Source organism: uncultured Desulfovibrio sp. (genome assembly GCF_944324935.1).
Lineage (GTDB): Bacteria > Desulfobacterota > Desulfovibrionia > Desulfovibrionales > Desulfovibrionaceae > Desulfovibrio.
Genome location: NZ_CALUYG010000027.1, coordinates 18,728 through 37,442, shown reverse-complemented (window position 1 = coordinate 37,442; position 18,715 = coordinate 18,728). Strand labels below are relative to the sequence as shown.

Genomic DNA, 18,715 nt, shown 5'->3' with positions numbered 1-18,715 from the left:
TGCTTGCAAAACAACTGTCATGGGGCTTTCTTTTTTTGGCAAGCCCTCTGTTAACTTTCAATTTACAATCTGCCCCCTTCCCCCAAAGCAGACAGCGAAAAGTGCTGACAGGCCTTACGGCAGCACAAGGCCCGGATAGCGCGAGCTCTTCACGGCGGACTTGACCATGTTCAGGGCGGCATGATCATCGCCGCTCAGGGAATAGATGAGGAAGATTCCGTTGCTTTCCGTCATCCAGAGTCGCCCTGAGACGTTTTCCTTTTCATAGGGGACGGTATAGACATTGCCTTGTTGTTCCACGGGCATGCCGGTCTGGAACATCTGGGCGAACATGGAGGCAATGATGTCCATGCGCGTGCCGTGGGTCTGGCCGGCCACCAGCGTGGCGGCCGACTTCTTGTCCGTACGGGCCACGACCAGACTGACGTTTTGCTCTTCCCAGGTGGGCTCCATGACCACCTCCCAGCCGTCCGGCACGTCAAAGGTAAAGTATTCGGCATCCAGCGTGCGGGCATAGACGGGCTGATTGGCCAAGATGAGCAGGGCCAGGACGAGACAGATATTTTTCATGGCGTTTCCCCGTGACGAAAATAGGTTGGAGGCCAGCTTAATCGGGCTTGCCCCGGCTGGCAAGCGGCTTGTGGCGGCTTGCGTCGTCCGGCGGGAGCGGCTAACATGGCAGAATTACATTGCAAGGAGCTCATCCATGACGCAAGCTTATTGTTACTGGTTCACCGGCCTTTCCGGGGCCGGAAAATCCACCATCGCCGGCGAGCTGGTGCCGCTGCTGCGCGAGCGCGGCGAAAACCCCTTCATCCTGGACGGGGATGTGCTGCGGCAGGGGCTCTGCCGCGACCTTGGCTTTTCTGAAGCCGACCGCACGGAAAACCAGCGCCGGGTGGCCGAAGTGGCGGCCATCCTGCTGCAGGTGGGGGTCTCGCCCATTGTGGCCTTCATCTCGCCGCTGGCCAATGCCCGCGAGGAGGCACGCCGCATCGTGGGGTCGGAGCGCTTTTATGAGATCTACATCAATACCCCGCTGGACGTGGCCGAGGCCAGGGATCCCAAGGGGCTGTATAAAAAGGTGCGCGCCGGCCTGATCGCCGAGTTCACCGGCATCTCCTCGCCGTTTGAGGTTCCTGAGCATGCGGACTGCGTCGTCCCCACCGTCGACCGGACGCCGTACGAGTGCGCCCGGCAGATCGTGGAGGAGCTGGCCGGCGGCGGAAAGGAGCGTGGGTGAGCATGCAGGCGGAGATCATCGCCGTCGGCACGGAGCTGCTGCTTGGGCACACCGTCAATTCCGATGCGGCCCATGTGGGACGGGAGCTGTCCGCGCTGGGCATCGACGTGCTGCACAGCTGTGTGGTGGGCGACAATCCCGGACGTCTGGAAGAGGCCTTGCGCGAGGCGTTCGCGCGCAGCGATCTTGTCATCACCACCGGCGGGCTGGGCCCCACGGAAGATGATCTCACCAAGGAGACCATCGCCGCCGTGCTGGAGATGCCCCTGGAAGAGGACGCCGACAGCCTTGCCCGGCTGAAGGAATATTTCGGCGAGCGCCGCATGGGGCCCAATCAGTACAAACAGGTGCTCTTGCCGCGCGGCTCGCAGGCCCTGCCCAACCGCATAGGTACGGCCCCGGGCTGTTATGCCTGCCGCGCCGACGGCAAGGCCGTGGCCATGCTGCCGGGCCCGCCGCGCGAGCTGCTGCCCATGCTGCGGGAACAGCTTGTCCCCATCCTGGCGGCCCGGACACAGGCCTGCATCTGTTCGCACATGGTGCGTACTTTCGCGCAGGGCGAGGGGGACGCCGCCCTGCGGCTGGCCGAGCTGACCGGGCTGGCCAATCCCTCCACCGCCACCTATGCCACGGACGGCGAGATGTTCGTGCGGGTGACGGCCAAGGCGGCCAGCGCCGACGCGGCCGAAGCCCTGGCTGCGCCCACCCTTGCCCGTGTGCGGGAACTGCTGGGGGACGTGGTCTACGGCGTAGACGTGGACAATCTGGAAAGCGTGGTCGTGCCGGAGCTGGCCCGGCGCGGCCAGACCGTGGCCACGGCCGAATCCTGTACCGGCGGCCTGCTGGCCGCCTCCATCACGGATGTGCCCGGCTCCTCGGCCGTCTTTCGGACGGGGGTGGTGACCTACGCCAATGAGAGCAAGACTCGCCTGCTGGGCGTGCCGGAGGAACTGCTTGCCCGCGTGGGCGCGGTGAGCGAGGAAGTCGCCCGGCACATGGCCGCCGCCGTACGCGAGCGGGCCGGCAGCCACTGGGGCATCGGCATCACCGGCATAGCCGGGCCGGACGGCGGTACGGCGGAAAAGCCGGTGGGCCTCGTCTACATTGCGCTTGCCGGAGCTGACCGTACCTGGCTGCGGGTCATGCGGCCGCAGGGCCGCTACATGGGGCGGCAGTGGACGCGCCGTCGCGCCGTGGGCCACGGGCTGGACATGCTGCGGCGGGCGCTGACGGGCCTGGAAGTGGAATTGCAGGCCTCCACGCGCGGGCGCTTCTGAGGCCGGTCCTCATCCTGTGTCGCCGTGCGGCGGCGCGTGACGAAAATTCTGGAAAAACGATATGCCGGGGAAAGGCGGACGCCCTTCCCCGGCTTGTTTTTTCCTGTTGTGAACGCTTGCGAAAATGCCGCGCAGGGACGGCAGGTCCTGCCCCGGGAGCCTTTTCAGCGTGAAACGCGTGGCATCGCAATCCATACGGCCTGTCTGTCTGCGGAAAAAGGCGGTTTTTCCGCTCACGCCGGGCCGGGCGGCGCTGTGCCGCCGCCTCGCCTGTTCCCCTTTCCAGCGGCGATACGCTCTAGAATTCCGTATACTGGCCGAACCCTTCCCTGTCGCTCAGGCTGGACAGCACCTGTTCGAGCAGGATGCCTTCGGTGTTCACGGTATGCTGGGTGAGGGTGACGCTGATGCCGCGCGTCACGAAGCGCACGGCGCGCTCCACCGCAAGGGGCAGGCTGTCGCCCTGCAGCAGGGCTCCCACGAGGACACTGGCGAAGACATCGCCCGTGCCGGGATAGAAGGCGTCGATCCAGCGGCTGCTGATCATCCAGAAGCGGTCTTCCGTCCGGTCGTAGGCCACGGAGGCGCAGTGCCCCTCCTGATAGGCCGGGGCGCTGGTGATGACCACCTGACGCGGGCCCATGTCCGCCAACCGCACAAGCTGCCGCTTGAGGTCCTCCGGCCCAAGATCGGGGCGGTAGGGCTCATCCAGCAGCAGGGCGGCTTCGGTGAGGTTGGGGGTCACGATATGGGCGCAGCCGATAAGGCGGCGCATGGCCCGCACCATGTCCAGGGTCTGGGTGGGCAGGAGGACGCCGTTGTCCGCCAGCACGGGGTCCACCAGCGCGAAGCCGGAAGGCTTGAGAAAATCCCGTATGCAGCGCTCGGCGATCTCCACCTGATCCAGATTGCCGAGAAAGCCGGAATAGACACAGTCGAACGTCAGTTGCAGGCGCTGCCAGTGGTCGAGTATGGGGTCCATCTCACCCGTGAGGTCATGGAAGGTGAAGCCCGTCATGCCGCCTGTCTGGGTGGAGAGCACCGCAGTGGGCAGGGGACAGGTCTGGATGCCCATGTTGTTGAGGATGGGGATGGCCGCTGTCAGCGAAACGCGCCCGAAGCCGGAAAGGTCATGGATGGCGGCGACGCGGCGCAGGGGAGTGTCGTACATGCGTTTCATGCTCCTGCCGTCAGGGGCTGACGGCTGTGGGGAAAGGTGGCGGCGCGGGTCAGGCCCTGTCGCGCAGCAGGGCGTCGCGCACGTCGCGCCAGCAGGGCGCGACCCTGTCCTTGTCGGAAAGGAGGATCTCCGGCGAATCCGGCCAGATGATGCCGATGTCCGGGTCGTCCCAGCGCAGGGAGCCTTCGTCCTCGGGATGATAGAAATCGGTGCACTTGTAGTGGAAGTGCGCGGTCTCGCTCAGCACGAGGAAGCCGTGCGCCATGCCCGGCGGGACCCAGAGCTGGTGCTGATTGTCCGCCGTCAGGACGGCGCCGAACCATTTGCCGAAGGTGGGAGAATCGGGGCGGATGTCCACGGCCACGTCGAACACGCTGCCCAGCGACACATACACAAGCTTGCCCTGCGGATGGCTGCGCTGGAAATGCAGGCCGCGCAGGGTGCCGCCGCGCGAGCGGGAATGATTGTCCTGCACGAAAGGCAGGCTGATGCCGGCCGCGGCATAGCGATCCCGCTGCCAGGTCTCCACAAAGAAGCCGCGCTGATCCCCCCAGATCCTGGGCCGGATGAGGAGCACGTCCGCAACGCTTGTCTGTTCAACTTCCATAGCTTTTCTCTCAGGTTAGCTGTCTGATGCGGCGTCTGTCCGGCCGGAGAGGATGAGATCGGCCGCCTCGCCCAGGCTGGCCGCCCGCAGCAGGGCGGGGTCCTCGTCCGGCGGGGCGATGTCTGTGTCGAGCAGGATGGGCGTGCAGCCCGCGGCCCTTCCGGCGACCACGTCGCTCATCTTGTCGCCGACCATCCAGGAGTGTCCCAGATCGATGAACCAGTCCTCCGCCGCCCGCAGCAGCAGACCGGGGGCGGGCTTGCGGCAGGGGCAGGCCCCGCTGAGATCCGGGTGGTGCGGGCAATGGTAGAAGGCGTCGATATGGGCCCCCTGGGCGCGCAGATCGGCCCCCATCCAGTCATGCAGGGCCTGCATGGTCTGTTCGTCGTAATAGCCGCGGGCGATGCCGGACTGGTTGGTGACCACGATGAGCAGGTAGCCCGCCCAGCGCAGGCGGGCCAGAGCCGCGGCCACGCCGGGCAGCCAGCGGATGTCTTCCGGGCGGCAGACATAGCCACGGTCGGCATTGAGCGTGCCGTCCCTGTCCAGGAAGACGGCGGGCCGCAGGGTCGAAGGGGAGGAGGACACCGTGCCGATCTCCCGTCACCAGCCGCGCGCGACGTCCACCAGTTCCAGCAGATATTGTCCGTAGCCGGACTTGCAGAGAGGCCGGGCCAGATCCCGCAGGTGGTCGGCGTCGATGAAGCCCTTGCGCCAGGCGATCTCCTCGGGACAGGCGACCTTGAGGCCCTGACGACTCTGCACGGCCTGCACGAAGTTGGCCGCCGCCAGGAGGGAGTCGTGTGTGCCGGTGTCCAGCCAGGCGATGCCGCGCCCCATGCGGGCCACCCGCAGGCTCCCTTCACGCAGATAGTGATTGTTGACGTCGGTTATCTCCAGCTCGCCGCGGGCCGAGGGCCGGATGGTGCGGGCCACGTCCACGATGCGTTCGTCATAGAAATACAGGCCGGTGACGGCGTAGTTGGAGCGCGGCTCCTCGGGTTTTTCTTCGATGCTCAGGGCGTTGCCCAGCTCGTCGAATTCCACCACGCCGTAGCGGGCCGGGTCGCTGACATGATAGGCGAAGACCGTGGCCCCCCCGTCCTGCCGCATGGCCGTTTCCAGCAGCTTGTCCATGCCGTGGCCGAAAAAGATGTTGTCGCCCAGGATGAGGCAGGCCGGCGCGCCCGCCAGAAAGTCCTCGGCCAGCAGGAAGGCCTGAGCCAGACCGTCGGGATGGGGCTGGACGATGTAGGTGAAGGCGCAGCCCCACTGGCTGCCGTCGCCCAGCATGGCCTGGAAGAGCGGCAGGTGCTGCGGCGTGGAGATGATGGCGATCTCCCGCATGCCCGCCAGCATGAGCACGCTGAGCGGATAATAGATCATGGGTTTGTCGTACACCGGCATGAGCTGCTTGCTGACGCCCAGCGTGATGGGATGCAGGCGCGTACCGGAGCCGCCTGCCAGGATGATGCCCTTGCGTCGCACGTCAGCGCCCCGCATAGTTGACCTCCAGCCACTGGCGGTAGGCGCCGCTCTGCACGGCTTCCAGCCAGTGGGCATTGTCGAGATACCAGCGGACGGTATGGCGCAGGCCGGAGTCGAAACTGTGGCGCGGCTGCCAGCCCAGTTCCCGTTCGATGCGGTCGCAGTTCATGGCGTAGCGCCAGTCATGCCCCGGCCGATCCGTCACGAAGGTGATGAGATCGGCGTACGGCCCGTCGGCGTGGGGGCGCTCCTCGTCCAGGATGGCGCAGACGGCGCGGGCCACCTCCAGATTGCTGCGCTCGGCCCGGCCCCCGATATTGTAGGAGCGGCCCGGCGTGCCGGCTTCCAGCACACGGGCGATGGCCGCGCAGTGATCCTCCACATGCAGCCAGTCCCGCACGTTCTGTCCCGTGCCGTAGATGGGCAGGGGCGCACGGGCAAGCGCGTTGCGGATGAGCAGGGGGATGAGCTTTTCGGGGAACTGGCGCGGCCCGTAGTTGTTGGAACAGTTGGTCAGCAGCACGGGCAGACCGTAGGTCTCGTGAAAGGCCCGCACCAGATGGTCGCTGGCCGCCTTGGAGGCCGCATACGGACTGTTGGGCGCGCAGGGCGTGTGCTCGGTGAAGGCGGGGTCCTCCGGGCCGAGGCTGCCGAAAACTTCATCCGTGGAGACGTGCAGGAAACAGAAATGCCGCTGTTCCTCCTCCTTCAGCGACCGCCAGTAGGCCAGCACGCAGCGCAGCAGGGTGGTCGTGCCCAGCACGTTGGTCCGCACGAAGGCCTCGGGATCGAGGATGGAGCGGTCCACATGGCTTTCGGCCGCAAAGTTGACGACCGCGGCGGGGCGGTGCGTGCGCAGCAGGTGCGCCACAAGTTCGCCGTTGCCGATGTCGCCCTGTACAAAGGTGTGGTCGGCATCTCCGGCCAGCGGAGCCAGGTTGGCGAGGTTGCCGGAATAGGTCAGCTTGTCCAGCGTGACGACGGGCGTGCCGGCGGCCCGTGTCCGCAGCACATGGCAGGAACCGATGAAACCGGCGCCGCCGGTGATCAGGTGACAGGAATTCATGGGCGGGTATCCTTACTCGTTATGATACCGCATGGTAGGCGAAGGCCGCGCGGACGGCAAGGAAAAAAGGCCGCCGGGCCGTCATGCCGGCGGGGAGCCCCGCCCCGGTCGCGCGGTCGTTCAGGAGAGGACGGCCCGTCCGGCGGCCATGCCGCTGGCCCAGGCCCAGTGCAGGTTGTAGCCGCCCAGCAGGCCCGTCACGTCCAGCAGCTCTCCGACAAGGAACAGTCCCGGCACAAGACGGCTTTCCAGACGGCGGGGCTCCACCTCGCGGACGTCGATGCCGCCGCCGCAGACTTCGGCCTTGCGGAAGTCCGCCACGCCGCAGGGCTGGAAGCGTCGGGCGTGCACGGCGGCGCAGAGCGTTTCGCGGGCCGCGCGGGACAGTTCGGCCGCACGGCGGCGGGCAGGCTCCGGCGGCAGCAGGGTTTCGGCAAGCCGTTGTGGCAGCCGCTGCCGCAGCAGGGCGAGCGGGCTCCGGCGTCCGCTCTGCGGGTCGTCCAGTAGCACGCGGAAGGACGTCCCGGGCAGGAAGTCCACCTGCACGGCCATGCCCGGCTCCCAGAAGAGCGAAGCCTTGAGGGCCGCCGGACCGCTGAGGCCTTCATGGGTGAAGAGAAGGTCGTCCTGCCAGACGGGATCGCGGGCCAGCGCCGGCGGGAGCCCCGCTTCCGGCAGGGAGATGCGAACCGGCAGGCTGATGCCCGCCAGCGTCGGCGTTGCGTCCGCGGCCGGTGATGACGGCGGGCCGCCGGGCCTGGAGCGGACGGCTGGCGGCAGGCCCCGACGGGCGGCTGGCGGCAGGCGGCGGGGTGTCGCCGTTTCCCGGGCCGGGGACGGCGGCGGGACAGGCAGGGCGTCAGGCGGCAGCAGGAGGGGGGCGAGGGCCGGGAAGGGCCGGACGAGCGTATGGCCGCAGGACTGCGCCAGCCGGAAGCCCGCCGGGGAGCCGCCCGCCTGCGGCCAGGCCGGGGAGCCGGCGGCCAGCACCACGGCGCGGGCCAGGCAGGGGCCGTCGTCCGTCTCCACGCGAAAGCCGTCCGCCGTGCGTCGCAGGGCACGCGCCGCGCAATGGGTATGCACCACCCCGCCGCGCGCCTGGACGTCCGCCATGAGGCAGTGCAGAAGATCACGGGCCGGGACCGTGAGGAAGAGCTGGCCGTGCCCGCGTTCCTCCACGGGCAGGCCCCAGGCCGCCACGAGGCGTTCCATGACGGCCGGAGAAAAGGCTTTCAGGGCCGGGCCGCAGAAGGCGGGGTCCCCGCAGCGGTAGTGCAGGGGCAGCACGCGGCGATTGGTGAAATTGGCCTTGCCGCCGCCGCTTATCAACAGCTTGCGCCCGGGCCGCCCGGACGTCTCCAGCACGAGGACGCGCAGGCCGCGTCCGGCGGCTTCGCGCGCGCACATGAGACCGGCCGGGCCGGCTCCCGCCACAAGAACGTCTGTCTGAAGGGGAGCGGCCGGGGAGGGAGTGTTTGACAGCGCTTCGCGCGCCGGACAAGATGAGCGGGGATCGTACATGGCGCAACCATACACAAGGGGGCGAAGCGTGCCAATACTTCCTTCCGCCTATGTGCCGCCCTTCTGGGCGCGGCAGGCGCACGTCAATACCATCTGGGCCGCCAGGGGCCGCCGGGTGCGCTATCCCGCCGCCGCACAGCGCGAACGGCTGCGCCGCCTGCGGCTGGAGACGTCCGACGGCGACTTTCTGGATGTGGATGAGCATCCGCCGTTGCGGGATACCGGCGCGCGGACGGACGAGACGCGGGGCGTGGTCGTCATCTCGCACGGGCTGGAAGGGCACAGCCGCCGCCGGTATGTGCTGGGGCTGGCGGGCGAGCTGGTGCGGCGCGGCTTCCGGGTGCTGGCCTGGAACATGCGCTCCTGTTCCGGCGAGCCCAACCGGACGCGGCGGCTGTACCACATGGGCGAGACGGACGATCTGGCCCGCGTGGTGTCCCATGCCGAGACCTTCGGTCTGCCGGTGCTGCTGGCCGGTTTCAGCATGGGCGGCAATCAGATATGCCGTTATCTGGCCGAGGCCCGCCGTTCGCCGTGGGTGCGCGCCGCGGCGGCGGTGTCCGTGCCCTGCGATCTGCCCGCGGCCGCGCGGATCATGGCCGGGCCGGGCTGCCGTCTCTACATGCGCTATTTCTTGCGTACCCTGCGGGCCAAGATGCGCGAAAAGGCGGCCCGCTTCCCCGACTTCCCCTCTCTCGAGGGCATGGAGGGCTTTCGGACCTTCACCGAGTTCGACGAACGCTTCACCGCCCCCCTGCACGGCTTTGCCGACGCCGCGACCTACTGGCGGGAATGCAGCGCCCTGCCCGTGCTGCCGCGCATCGACATCCCCCTTTATCTGCTGCTGGCCGCCGACGATCCCTTTTGCGCGCCGTCCTGCTATCCGTGGGATGCCGCGCGGGACAATGCTCACCTTTTTCTGGAAGTGCCCCGCCACGGCGGGCATGCGGGGTTTGTGAGCCGGGGCGACGTCTGGTACGACGAGCGGCGTGTGGCGGATTTCCTTTCCGCACATGCCGGGCAGGGCGACGACCCCGCCCCCGCGCCTCACCACCAGCAGAGGGGATAGCGGCGCTCGCCGGCAAGGTTGTTCGTCAGCAGGGCGATGCCCAGCATGAGGCAGGCCCCGGCCAGGCAGGGCACGAGGGCATAGAGGTAGCCGAGCTGACGGATGCCCTCGCCGCCGGTGACGGCGATGAGCGCCGTGGCCCCGCCGGGCGGGTGCAGCGTCTTGCTCAGATGCATGGAGGCGATGGCCGTGGAAACGGCCAGCGCGGCCGCCAGCCAGAGCGGGGCCGGCAGCAGCGGGCCGCAGCCGCACTCGAAACTTCAGGGGCCTTGGGGAGCACGAGACAGCGCGGGCGGTGGCCTTCATAAACCACCGCCCGCGCAAGAAGTTCGGTTACAGGACAACTGTGGAAAAAATGAGGGAAGACGGGGTCTTCCTTGTGTCAACTTTCGTTTGACAATCTGCCGGGACACGAGGCAACCCCGCCCCCAAAGACAAGCGGAGCGTGTACAGCTTATTTGTCTTGTCCGCTGAAATTACATATAGTTATGGTAGCAGGCCTTAGGACCGTCACCGCCATTTGCTGTTTGCTGGAAAGGGAAGGCCCCAAGCAGTCGGCGAGGAGCGTGAACAGGACCTAGCGCTCTCGCGAGCAGCAGGGAAGCTCCGTTCCCGCGGGTTTCCGCCCTGTACCGCACGAAGTGTGCCCCGCCGGATGGCCGCAGCGGCAGGAACCGCAGCCACAGCTTCCCCTGCCGCCGGCGGCGACAGCCCGCCAGCACTTGCGTCCCATGTAGGCCGCTGCCGCCAGAACGATAAGGACAATAAGAAGTGTTTCCATACGTTTTCCGCCTCCTGTGACGTCAGGCTGGCATATTTGAAAACGAATGTCAACTCCAATCTGACGACATCACGGAAGGCCTGTCTTCTCCCGCTCGCGCTGCTCGCGCGCGGCACAGGCGGCACAGATGCCATAAAGATTATGCACATGGCCGCGCAGGAGGAAGTCGTACTTGCGGGCCAGCTCGTGCTGGATCTTCTCGATGCGCGGATCATAGATCTCGATGACCTTGCCGCAGGCGATGCAGACCATATGATCATGGTGGCTGTCCGCCGCGGCCAGCTCATAGCGGGCGATGCCGTCGCTGAAATGTATCTCCGTGGCCAGCCCGGCCTCGCAAAGCAGCTTCAACGTCCGGTAGACCGTCGTCTGGCCGATGCTCGGATCCTGCTGCTGTACGCGCTGGTAGAATTCTTCCAGCGAATGATGTCCGGGAAAACCAAAAAATACCTCGGCGATGATGCGCCGTTGCGCCGTGGCGTTCATGCCCTTGCGGCTGATGAACTCCTGAAAGGCGGAATGAAAAGCAGTATTGTTCATAGACCTACCCCTGATGCTCTTTCTCTAGCATGGGCCCGGTCATCTGCCAAGCCTTCTCTGCAAGCTCCCTTGACCGGCGGCAGGAGGGGTGCTAGGGTCGACGCGCTCAATTCCTGGAGCCGTGCGGGCTCCCGCGAGGTCGCCATGCAACTCTCCCACACGGGGATGCTCATCCTGCTGAACCTGTTTCTGCTTTACATCTCGTGGGGTTCGACCTACATCTGCCTTAAGCTGTGCATGCACGCCTTCGGGCCCTTCACCCTCTGCGGCCTGCGCATGCTCTGCGGCGGACTGCTGCTGTCCCTGCTGCTGTTTCTCACCGGCCGCTGGCGGCGGCCACGCTGGGCGGACATGCGCCACGCCGTCTGGCTGGCCGTTTTCATGGTGCTTATGGCCAGCGGCTTCCTTGCCAAGGGACAGGAAGGCATCACGTCCTCCACGGCGGCCATCATCACGGCTTCCACGCCCATCAGCATGCTGGTGGCGGGCTGGCTCTTTGCCGGAGAAAAGCGCCCGACCCTCATGCAGTGCATCGGCCTGCTGGGCGGGGGGACCGGCCTGCTGCTCCTCACGCTGGGCAGAGCCGCCGCCCAGGGAGGCCAGCCCGCGGAAGCCGTCAATTCCCTTTCCGGCATGATCTGGGTCTTTTCCGCCACCCTGGGCTGGGTGTCCGGTACGCTCATTTCCCGCCGCTTCCCCCACGCCTCGGCCCTGTCCGGCATGCAGTCCTGTGCTCTCCTGCTCATCTGCGGCGGGCTGGAATCTCTGCTGGTGGCCGCCTGCGCCGGCGAAGCCGCCCAACTGCGGCCATCCGCCCTCGGCACGCCGGAGCTCGTCGCCTTTGCCTGGCTGACCGTGGGCGGCGCCATCATCGCCTATTACGCCTATTTCTGGCTGCTCGCCCATGCTTCCATCGCCACGGCCGTTTCGTATGAATATGTCGTGCCGGTCATCGGCGTCTTCCTGGGCTGGCAGATCGGCGGCGAGACCATCACCTGGCGTATCCTGCTGACCTGCGTGCTCATCGTGGGTTCGGTCTTCTTCGTCATGTGGGACAAGCACAACAAGTAGCGCGCCCGCCTTCGCCGCCCAAGGGGCTGTCAATACTATTCGCCATCTGTTTGGGGGGAAGGGAAACCCCTCGCTCTGCTGTCGATGCCCGTAAGGCTCCTGCGTCGCCCAACGGGCACGGCCCTTCAGGCCGCCTTTCGGTCGCCGCCGGCGCGGGAGGGCCCAGCCTTTTCACGCAACGCAAGAAAAGGCGTTCCCGCCATTCTTCCCCCCAAGCCCCCCATCCCTTCCCCAACGCGCTTTTACCGGGGGAGAGACAGGGACACGAGGCGGCACGCCCCCCCAAACCGAGCGAAAAACCGCGCTTTTTCCGTGAAATGACAGGCCGTATGGATCGAAACGTAAAGCGTTCCAAACGGGAAATGTACTCATCCTCCCTGGGGCCACGGCAACGCCCCACGCCATGCGGACAAAAAGGGCGCTCCCGAGGGAGCGCCCTTTCACTGTCCACGATATGCCGTCCTTCCGGCGGATGAGCGCCGGTCAGGGGAGGCTCGCGCTTACGCGCTGGTCTTGCGGTCGCGCAGCATCTTCACCGCGCAGAACTTGCCGCACATGGCGCAGACTTCTTCATTCTTGTGCTCTTCGCGGCGCTTGTCGAGCTGTTCGGGGTCAAGGGCGGCGGCGCGCATCTTGTCCCAGTCAAGCGTCTTGCGGCCTTCGTTCATCAGAGCTTCGCGGGCCACGGCGCGCTTGGTGCCCAGCGCCACTTCGCCCACCTGAGCGGCCACGCGGGAGGCCATGACGCCCGCGCGCACATCGGCCTCATCGGGCAGGGTGAGGTGTTCGGCGGGCGTGAGGTAGCAGAGGAAGTCCACTCCGGCTTCCACGCCGATGGCGCCGCCGATGGCGCCGGCAATGTGGTCATAGCCCGGCGCGCTGTCGCAGCACAACGGCCCGAGCACATAGAGCGGCGCGTTGTTGGTCAGGCGCTTGATGCCCTGGATCTGGGTACGCACCTGATGCATGGGCACATGGCCGGGCCCTTCGATCATGCACTGTACGCCGCGCTCCAGCGCGTATTTGGCCAGCCGGCCGAGGTTGATGACCTCTTCCCACTGGGCGGCGTCGCCCGCGTCCACGCCCGCGCCGGGACGCAGACCGTCGCCCAGGGACAGGGTGACGTTGTACTGGCGGCAGACGTCGATGAGGCGGTCGAAGTATTCCAGCAGCGGATTTTCGCGCTGGTTCTCCAGCATCCAGCGGGAGAGCATGGAGCCGCCGCGGGACACGACGCCCATGACGCGATCGGTTTCCACGCCGTACTGCGCGCCCTTGAGGGACAGGCCGCAGTGCACGGTCATAAAGTCCACGCCCTGTCTGGCCTGCTTTTCGATCTCATTGAACAGATCGTCGGCCTTCATGCTGGCGATGTCCCGGTCGGCGTCGAGGATCTGCTGGCCCACGGCATACATGGGCACAGTGCCCAGCGGAGCGGGGCTGGCGGCCAGCATGCCCTGACGGATGGCGTCCAGATCGCCGGCGATGGAAAGGTCCATCACCGTGTCGGCGCCCGCGTCCAGCGCGGCCTTGAGCTTGCGCTCCTCGGTATTGAGGCAGTTGCAGAGCGGGGATGTGCCGATATTGGCATTGACCTTGATGCGGGACGGCTGGCCCACGATGATGGGTTTCACCCCCTTGTGGGCGGGGTTGCCCAGCAGCACCATCGTACCGGCGCTGATGGCGTCGGTGATGGCCTGAGGGTCGAGTCCTTCCTCGGCGGCGATGCGGGACAGGTGCGCATCAAGGAGATCGCGCAGCGTGCTGTTGAGCGAAAGGAGCGAAGATGCCATGATTGAGCCTCGCGGGTTGCGACGCAGGGCAGGGATAAAAAAAATCGCACGGCAGGAAAGCGGTGCGACAAGGAGCTTCCCTCCGGCAGTGCGAACTGCGTCAGGTTCACAGGGTCTGGGCCGGGCCCACTCTCAGCCGCGCCATCTGCCATGCGCGGCTCCCCTAGCTTGATTGCCCTCTTGTAGCGGAAACATATGCGGCTGTAAAGCGCTTTCTTTCCGGCTTGCCTTTCCGGACGGGATGGGCTAGGCATGGGCTCATGCGACGCCGTCTCTTCTCGCCGGTGACCTGGCCGGTCATTTCCTTTCTGGCGGCCATTGCGCTGGGCGCACTGGCGCTGGCCCTGCCCTTCAGCCATGCCGGCGGCGCGCATCTCGACGGCATCGACGCACTGTTCCTCGCCACTTCCGCGGTCTGCGTCACCGGCCTGAGCACCGTGGACATCAGCACCGTGCTCTCCCCGGCGGGACAGGCCGTGCTCCTGCTGCTCATCCAGACGGGCGGCCTTGGCGTCATGACCTATACAAGCCTTGCCTTCCTGCTCTGGCGGCGACAGGTCCCCTTCACCAGCCGCGAGGCCGTGAGCCAGGCCCTGCTGGGCGGATCGTTCGACCTGCGGGCCTTCCTTCGCCAGATCATCGGCATCGTGCTGGGCATTGAGCTGCTGGCCGCGCTGGCGCTCCATTGGCACGACCCGGCCTTCTTCACCCCGTTCCGGGCCCTCTTCCATGCGGTGTCGGCCTTCTGCAACGCGGGCTTCGCCCTGCGCGCCGACAACCTCATGGCCTGGCAGCGGGACGTGACGGTCAACGTCATCATCAGCCTGTGCGTCATCCTGGGGGGCCTCGGCTTCGCCGTGCTGCGCGAACTGCTGGGCCTGCTCACGCGGGGGCGGCTGGGCCTGCCGGTCGCGCGGCTTTCCCGCTTCAGCCGTCTCGTCCTGCGGACCTCCCTTTTTCTGGTGCTGGCCGGCGGCCTGCTCCTGTACGTCATCGAGTGGCGGCGGCCCGGCAACGAACATCAGGTGGGCGAAGGCCTCGCCCTGCTGCTGACCTCCTTTTTCCATTCGGTCTCCGCGCGCACGGCGGGCTTCAACACGGTGGACATGTCGCACCTGAGTCTTGCCAGCCTGCTGGTCATCATGCTGCTCATGTTCATCGGCGGAGGGCCAGGCTCCTGTGCCGGCGGCATCAAGCTGGGCACGTTCCGGGTGCTGGTGGGCTACTTTCTGGCGCAGTTCCGGGGCAATGACCAGATCGTGCTGGGCGGACGCGGCGTGCCGCACGAGAACGTCACGCAGGCGCTGACGCTCTTTTTCCTCTACTGCCTGACCATCGTGGGCTCGCTCTTTCTGCTAACGCTCACCGAGACCGGCATCCTGCATCGCAGCGACGCACACAGCGGCCTGCCTTTCGTCCATCTGCTCTTCGAGGTCGTATCCGCGCTGGGGACGGTGGGCCTGAGCGTCAACGTCACCCCGCAACTCACCGTGGAAGGCAAGCTGATCATCATCTTCAACATGTTTGCCGGACGCGTGGGCCTGCTCAGCCTGCTCCTGGCCATCCGCAGCCTGCGCAAACGCACGAGCTACGCCTACGCGGAAGCGCAGATGCCCATTGGCTGAGACAGCCCGCCCGGCGTGCCCCTTCGCGACGCCCCCGGAGACCGCCGGGAGGGCATGCGGCATCCCGCACGGGACACGCCCCCTACCTTCAACCGACAGGAGACAGCATGGTCGCCAGAAAATCACTGGAAATCGGCGTGATCGGCCTGGGGAAATTCGGCCTGCGCATGGCCAGGACCCTTGTGGAGCTGGGCCATACCGTCGTGGGCATCGACCAGTCCGACGCCCGCGTGCAGCTTGCCGAGGAACACCTTGAAGCGGTCTACAAGGCCGACGCCACCAACTTGTCGGTACTGCGCTCCCTGCATATCCAGGATCTGGACTGGGTGGTCATCTGCGTAGGCGCCGGCGTCGAGCATTCGCTGAGCATCACGCTCAACGTGCAGGAGCTGGCCGGACCGCGCATCTGGGTCAAGGCCTCCAATGAGGAACACCGGAAGATCCTGGAACGCCTGCATGTGGACCGCGCCGTGGTGCCGGAGATGGAAGCCGCCGTCATGGCCGCGCACCAGCTCACCCATCCGGGCATGCTGGACCTCATCCCCAAATACGGCGGCATCGCCATCCAGGAGCTGGAAGTGGACAACTGGGACGGCAAGACGCTGGTGGAACTCAACCTCATGCAGGAGCATGCCGTCATGGTCATGGGCATACGCCCCGTGGGCGAGGACGCCTTCATCTTCGTCCCGCCGGCCCGTACCACCCTGCACCGCGGCGACCGGCTGGTGCTCGCCGGACGCTCGGCCTTCATGGGCAAGCTGCACCCCTGAGTCTGCATCGGAAGTGCTTTTGCTCGAAAATCTTCCTCAGGGAAGATCTACAATTCTCGCGACCAGTCAGGATGCTACAGAATAAGTTAACTGGTCATAGTGTTACCATTTTCTGAAGATAAAAAGATACTCATGGGCAATAAGCAGAAAATTATACTTTATGCTGTTTTTCTTCCAATAGCCCGTGGCCTTGCAGTTATGCTGCTCCTTGATGACAAGTTCCTTAAGATGAAACCCTGCATTTTCAAAAATCTGCATTACCGCAAATGAAAGAGGTATCATACAACCTTTTTTCCGGGTATCCCCCATCAGTATTGCGCAAAACTTACCTTTTTTTAGTACACGATAACTTTCTGAAGCGACAGATTCCATTTCCTTCAAAAAGTCTTCCTTCTTGCATCGTGACAAATCTTCAATAATATTTTCACTATACCGGATAATATCAGCATAGGGAGGGTGTGTACACACAAGATCAATGCTTTCATCATCGATAAAATCAAGATGACGAGCATCTCCCTTGTGCAGATGAATGATTCCGTCAGCACCTTCATGCTGAAAATCAATTTTTTCTCTACACCTCTCCAACGCTAAATTATTTACATCAATACCGATACAATTTCTATTCAGCAATTTTGCCTCAACAAGAGTAGTTCCACCTCCGGCAAACTGATCAAGAATCCAGTCTCCTTCATGGGAATACCGAAGCAAAATATTTCTGGGAATGTATGGAGACCAGTTTCCACGCCATTTTGCATCATGCGTTGCCCAGTCTCCTCGTTGCGGAAATGACCAGTGCGTCGTCATTTCCAGTTCAAAATTTTCCGGCTCCCATTTGGTAATTCTTTTCGGCATCATACAAAGACCTCTGATATGATGCCGTTTTCCAGATCTTTGATATTATAAATATGCGGCATCACGTCAAATGTTTCCTCAAGATTATTCCTGGCACTTGCCCAGCCTTTTCCATCCGTAAACCAGACAAAGGTAAAGCCCTCTATGTCTTCCGCCTCCAGGGCGAGTGTTTTATAACTGCGGGCAGTCTCATTGAGCTTACTGCCGCCGCTACCGTAAAAGTTCGTCTCAATGCCGTAGATCATTCGATCCGTCTTGACGACAAAATCAAAACGCTTTTCCATTTTTCCCTGATTGGAGAGAGCGGAAAGGTCAATGGCCCAGTTGTCTGTTATCTGACGGATGTACATTTCCTTGAAATAAGACTGACCTTTTATGAAACCAGCCTGCCGTATGAATCGCTCCACAAGATCTTCCATCAAATGCCCGCCACGATTTTTCCGTCCATTGGAGTCCAGTCCGGTTTCCACTCCTGTGGCATAGTCCATCACATTGCTGATGATGTGATCTTGCAACAACTCAAAAAGCCCTGTGCGTTCCATGAAATAGGTATAACGTTCCACAAGCTCATCAGCTGGCGTACCATCGGCACATCCAAACCGATAGAGATAGCCTCCTGTGGCATCCTGACAAAATATCTCTTCATTTCTGACAGCCAAAAGAAGAGGAATGCATTTCAGAACTTCTGGGTATTTTCGGACAAGCTCTTGAAAATCCTTTTTTATATTTTTCGATCCAATAAGTGAGTTCAACATGCTCAATTCGATCTTTATACCCTCTACATTTCGATAAACCTTATTGAAATCAATATAATAATCATAACTTGCTATACTTTCGCGAAAACCGTTCAACCACTCCGAAAAAGCTCTGGACATATTCGTTCCTTCCATGAGCATCGACCTAAAAATGCACTTTACGAATTTGAGATCAACAGTTCCCTGATTTTTCCGCGAGACTTGCTGTCGGAATTGATCATACGGGAGGCCTCAACACGACGTATCGTATAGGAAGCGTACAGGGAATCAAAAAAGCTATCCTGACTGTCATGGTTTGTTGGGTCGGAATTGCTGACAAGTATCTTAGCCCCTTTGGCATGTATCTTTCCCACGAATTCGGCAAGTTCCTGCTGAGCCTCGTCACCAAAGGCATTCTCACTGTAGGCGGTAAAACTTGCCGTCGCAGAAATGGGACGATACGGAGGATCGATGTAAACAAATGTTCGTGTATCAATAAACGATTCCGAGTCGCGATAATCACCGCAGTGAATATTTACTGACGCAAGCTTTTCAGAGATAGTGTGAAGATTCTCCCTGTCACAGATGAGAGGAGCTTTGTAGGCACCAATTGGCACATTGAAGAATCCTTTTTTATTGACCCTAAACAAACCGTTGAAGCATGTCCTGTTCAAAAATATCAACAAAGCCGCTTTTTCAACGGAAGCTTTGCCATCGCTGCATTTCTTGAGCCTATTAAAACTTTCCCGTTGCGTCATATAATATGTCTTCCGATCTTCCGGAGGCAACGGTAAAAAATCCTGCTGCATAGCCTGCAAACGCTCAATAACCTGCTCCACGCAATCCCGAATGACACGATAGGCATTGATGAGATCCGCATTAACATCACTAATGTAGACCTCATCAAGTTCATATTGACTCAAAATATCAAAGAGAACTGCTCCCCCACCGATGAATGGTTCGGCATAGCGGGTAATCCTGCCAGTCTGAAACGGATAATACCTCCGAATCTCCGGCAGCAGCTGCCCTTTTCCTCCGGCCCACTTCACAAATGGTCTGACTATTTTTTTCATCGCGAATAACCAGCGAATAACGCTA

18 protein-coding genes, 1 pseudogene and 1 riboswitch are annotated in these 18,715 nt (G+C 63.2%); of the genes and pseudogenes, 6 read left to right on the top strand and 13 right to left on the bottom strand.

Features of this window, described 5'->3' with window-relative positions:
* Positions 1-114: 114 nt before the first annotated feature.
* The gene (locus tag Q0J54_RS07800; protein ID WP_296304902.1) at positions 115-570 is read right to left on the bottom strand and encodes a hypothetical protein; all 456 of its coding nucleotides are present in this window, start codon (positions 568-570) and stop codon (positions 115-117) included.
* 136 nt (positions 571-706) lie between these two features.
* Between Q0J54_RS07800 and cysC the strand changes: the two genes are divergently transcribed.
* A complete protein-coding gene (gene cysC, locus Q0J54_RS07795) occupies positions 707-1,243 on the top strand; it encodes an adenylyl-sulfate kinase (RefSeq protein ID WP_296304901.1) in 537 nt (178 codons plus the stop codon).
* 2 nt (positions 1,244-1,245) lie between these two features.
* A complete protein-coding gene (locus Q0J54_RS07790; RefSeq protein WP_296304904.1) occupies positions 1,246-2,520 on the top strand; it encodes a competence/damage-inducible protein A in 1,275 nt (424 codons plus the stop codon).
* A 298-nt stretch (positions 2,521-2,818) separates the two neighbouring features.
* Here Q0J54_RS07790 and Q0J54_RS07785 read toward each other — a convergent pair whose 3' ends face one another.
* From Q0J54_RS07785 to Q0J54_RS07760, 6 genes are all read right to left on the bottom strand, one after another.
* Positions 2,819-3,691 (bottom strand): pyridoxamine kinase, encoded by an 873-nt coding sequence (locus Q0J54_RS07785; protein WP_296304900.1) that lies wholly within the window; start codon positions 3,689-3,691, stop codon positions 2,819-2,821.
* Positions 3,692-3,749: 58 nt separating this feature from the next.
* Complete coding sequence (gene rfbC, locus Q0J54_RS07780; RefSeq protein WP_296304899.1) at positions 3,750-4,307, bottom strand: dTDP-4-dehydrorhamnose 3,5-epimerase; 558 nt, start codon at positions 4,305-4,307, stop codon at positions 3,750-3,752.
* A 15-nt stretch (positions 4,308-4,322) separates the two neighbouring features.
* Complete coding sequence (gmhB, locus tag Q0J54_RS07775) at positions 4,323-4,895, bottom strand: D-glycero-beta-D-manno-heptose 1,7-bisphosphate 7-phosphatase (protein WP_296304898.1); 573 nt, start codon at positions 4,893-4,895, stop codon at positions 4,323-4,325.
* A gap of 15 nt (positions 4,896-4,910) precedes the next feature.
* The gene (rfbA, locus tag Q0J54_RS07770) at positions 4,911-5,810 is read right to left on the bottom strand and encodes a glucose-1-phosphate thymidylyltransferase RfbA (protein ID WP_296304897.1); all 900 of its coding nucleotides are present in this window, start codon (positions 5,808-5,810) and stop codon (positions 4,911-4,913) included.
* Positions 5,797-6,861, bottom strand: coding sequence for a dTDP-glucose 4,6-dehydratase (rfbB, locus tag Q0J54_RS07765; RefSeq protein WP_296304896.1), 1,065 nt, complete (start codon positions 6,859-6,861; stop codon positions 5,797-5,799). The genes rfbA and rfbB overlap by 14 nt, the downstream gene beginning before the upstream one ends.
* A gap of 120 nt (positions 6,862-6,981) precedes the next feature.
* Entirely contained in the window at positions 6,982-8,382 is a 1,401-nt protein-coding gene (locus tag Q0J54_RS07760) for an NAD(P)/FAD-dependent oxidoreductase (protein ID WP_296304895.1), read from the bottom strand.
* 28 nt (positions 8,383-8,410) lie between these two features.
* Between Q0J54_RS07760 and Q0J54_RS07755 the strand changes: the two genes are divergently transcribed.
* Positions 8,411-9,451, top strand: coding sequence for an alpha/beta fold hydrolase (locus Q0J54_RS07755; RefSeq protein WP_296304894.1), 1,041 nt, complete (start codon positions 8,411-8,413; stop codon positions 9,449-9,451).
* Here Q0J54_RS07755 and Q0J54_RS07750 read toward each other — a convergent pair.
* A pseudogene (locus tag Q0J54_RS07750) lies at positions 9,430-9,669 on the bottom strand (HPP family protein); the annotation flags it as partial. The gene Q0J54_RS07755 and the pseudogene Q0J54_RS07750 overlap by 22 nt on opposite strands.
* A gap of 632 nt (positions 9,670-10,301) precedes the next feature.
* On the bottom strand, positions 10,302-10,772 hold the full coding sequence (locus Q0J54_RS07745) for a Fur family transcriptional regulator (RefSeq protein WP_296304893.1): 471 nt from the start codon (positions 10,770-10,772) through the stop codon (positions 10,302-10,304).
* 144 nt (positions 10,773-10,916) lie between these two features.
* Here Q0J54_RS07745 and Q0J54_RS07740 point away from each other — a divergent pair, with 144 nt between their 5' ends.
* Positions 10,917-11,843 (top strand): EamA family transporter, encoded by a 927-nt coding sequence (locus Q0J54_RS07740; RefSeq protein ID WP_296304892.1) that lies wholly within the window; start codon positions 10,917-10,919, stop codon positions 11,841-11,843.
* A gap of 500 nt (positions 11,844-12,343) precedes the next feature.
* Here Q0J54_RS07740 and thiC read toward each other — a convergent pair whose 3' ends face one another.
* Positions 12,344-13,636, bottom strand: coding sequence for a phosphomethylpyrimidine synthase ThiC (gene thiC / locus Q0J54_RS07735; protein ID WP_296304891.1), 1,293 nt, complete (start codon positions 13,634-13,636; stop codon positions 12,344-12,346).
* 60 nt (positions 13,637-13,696) lie between these two features.
* Positions 13,697-13,811, bottom strand: a riboswitch (TPP riboswitch).
* 85 nt (positions 13,812-13,896) lie between these two features.
* Between thiC and Q0J54_RS07730 the strand changes: the two genes are divergently transcribed.
* Complete coding sequence (locus tag Q0J54_RS07730) at positions 13,897-15,261, top strand: TrkH family potassium uptake protein (protein WP_296304890.1); 1,365 nt, start codon at positions 13,897-13,899, stop codon at positions 15,259-15,261.
* Between the two features lie 107 nt (positions 15,262-15,368).
* Entirely contained in the window at positions 15,369-16,031 is a 663-nt protein-coding gene (locus Q0J54_RS07725) for a TrkA family potassium uptake protein (protein ID WP_296304889.1), read from the top strand.
* A 102-nt stretch (positions 16,032-16,133) separates the two neighbouring features.
* Here Q0J54_RS07725 and Q0J54_RS07720 read toward each other — a convergent pair whose 3' ends face one another.
* Genes Q0J54_RS07720 through Q0J54_RS07710 form a run of 3 tightly spaced genes read right to left on the bottom strand, consistent with a single transcriptional unit; the run spans position 16,134 to position 18,690 of the window.
* Positions 16,134-16,886, bottom strand: coding sequence for a DNA methyltransferase (locus Q0J54_RS07720; RefSeq protein ID WP_296304888.1), 753 nt, complete (start codon positions 16,884-16,886; stop codon positions 16,134-16,136).
* Positions 16,883-17,758: a type II restriction endonuclease gene (locus Q0J54_RS07715; RefSeq protein WP_296304887.1), complete on the bottom strand. Its 876-nt coding sequence runs from the start codon at positions 17,756-17,758 to the stop codon at positions 16,883-16,885. Before Q0J54_RS07715 ends, Q0J54_RS07720 begins: the two co-directional genes overlap by 4 nt.
* 38 nt (positions 17,759-17,796) lie before the next feature.
* The gene (locus Q0J54_RS07710) at positions 17,797-18,690 is read right to left on the bottom strand and encodes a DNA adenine methylase (protein WP_296304886.1); all 894 of its coding nucleotides are present in this window, start codon (positions 18,688-18,690) and stop codon (positions 17,797-17,799) included.
* Positions 18,691-18,715: the final 25 nt, after the last annotated feature.